The 1,779-nt window shown below is 74.0% G+C and carries 2 protein-coding genes; both read left to right on the top strand.

Features of this window, described 5'->3' with window-relative positions:
• Window positions 1-887, top strand: an 887-nt coding sequence (locus tag HW445_RS29640) for a hypothetical protein (protein ID WP_180223902.1), incomplete at its 5' end; no start/stop codon positions are given.
• Window positions 888-1,101: 214 nt separating this feature from the next.
• Window positions 1,102-1,779: peptide-methionine (S)-S-oxide reductase MsrA (gene msrA, locus HW445_RS29645; RefSeq protein ID WP_180223903.1), on the top strand; the 678-nt coding region annotated here is incomplete at its 3' end.

Consider the following 1,779-nt stretch of genomic DNA (forward strand, 5'->3'; position numbering starts at 1 on the left):
TGGCCGAGGCCGGCCGGGACTGGGAGGAGCGCGGCCGCCGGGTGAGCATCCTCGGCCACGAGGCGGCCAAGGAGGACGCCTGGCTGCTGGCCTGGCGCGCCGCCCGGCCCGGGGACGCGGACGCCGCGCTGGTCAACGCCGACTCGATGATCTACCTGGCCTGGGACATCCGGGGCAGCATGCAGGCCAAGAACACCACCCGCGAGCAGTTCGACGGCTTCCACCGGGTGCTGGCGCAGGCCCGCGAGGCGTGCGCCGAGGCCCAGGCGCTGGGCGGCGACGACCCCAACCCGTACGTGGTGGAGATGCCGCTGGCGATGGGTCTCGGCTACTCCCACAAGGACTTCGACGAGCTGTGGGACCAGGCCGTCCGGCGCGCCCCGCACCACCTCGGCGCCCACCAGTCCGCGCTCCAGTACTGGTGCGCCAAGTGGCGCGGCTCGCACGAACTGGCCCTCTCCTTCGCCCGGGAGGCCGCGGCCAAGGGCGCCCCGGGCCAGCTGCTGACGCTGGTCCTGCTGGAGGCCCACTTCGAGTTCGAGTTCGCCCACGACGACCTCGACGAGGACGAGTACTACAAGCGCCCCGAGCTGATGAAGGCGGTCGACGCGGCGCTCCTCGACCTCGCCGCCGCCGCTGCCGAGGCCGGCGACCCGAAGGCCCGGCGCCTGCTGCCGATGCGGCACATGCTCGCGTACATGCTGTACTGGCAGGACCGGTACGAGGCCGCGATCGAGCAGTTCAAGCTGATCGACGGCCACATCGGCACCGCCCCGTGGACCTACCTGGCCGGCAAGCCGCGCTTCGCCGAGCGGTACACCGCCATCCGGGACTTCGCGGCCGGACGCGTCCTGGAGGCGACGGAGGCGGGGACCGGGACCGCCTGACCCGACCGGTGCCACGGCGCGGCCCCGCCCTCCCGGCGCGTTCCCGGGGGCGGGGCCGTCCGCCGTCGCCCCGCTTCCGCGGCCGGGCGGGAGGAGGAATCCACGGCCCGCCCCGCGCGTTGTAGAAGCGAACACCGTGGAAGCGAACACCGTGGAAGCGAGACACCGCGGCGGACCGCCCGTCCGCCCACCCCACCCGACCCGGGAGGACCCCATGCTCTTCGGCCGCACGACGCCCGTGATGGTCACCGCCGACCAGGCCCTGCCCGGCCGCGCCGCGCCGGTCCTCACGCCCCAGGCCGCCGGGGCGCACACCGTCCTCGGCACCCCGCTGCTGGACCACCCCGAGGGCATGGCGACGGCCGACTTCGCGCTGGGCTGTTTCTGGGGCGCCGAGCGCAAGTTCTGGCAGCTCCCGGGTGTGTGGACCACCCTCGTCGGCTACCAGGGCGGCTTCACCGAGAACCCCACCTACGAGGAGGTCTGCTCGGGCCTCACCGGTCACACGGAGACCGTCCGGGTCGTGTACGACCCCGACGTCCTCTCCTACGAGGACCTCCTGAAGACCTTCTGGGAGGCCCACGACCCCACCCAGGGCCACCGCCAGGGCAACGACGTCGGCACCCAGTACCGCTCCGCGGTCTTCACCCACACCCCGGCGCAGGCCGCGGCCGCCGAGGCCTCCCGCGCCGCCTACCAGCGGGTCCTCACCGAGGCCGGCTACGGCGCGATCACCACGGAGATCGCACCGGCCGCCGGCCACCCCTTCCACCCGGCCGAGCTGTACCACCAGCAGTACCTCTCCGACGCCAAGAACCCCAACGGTTACTGCGGCATCGGCGGCACGGGCCTGTCCTGCCCGGTGGGCGTCGCCCCCGCCCCGGACACGGCG

This window comes from Streptomyces sp. UH6, assembly GCF_013421635.1.
GTDB classification, from domain to species: domain Bacteria; phylum Actinomycetota; class Actinomycetes; order Streptomycetales; family Streptomycetaceae; genus Streptomyces; species Streptomyces abyssomicinicus.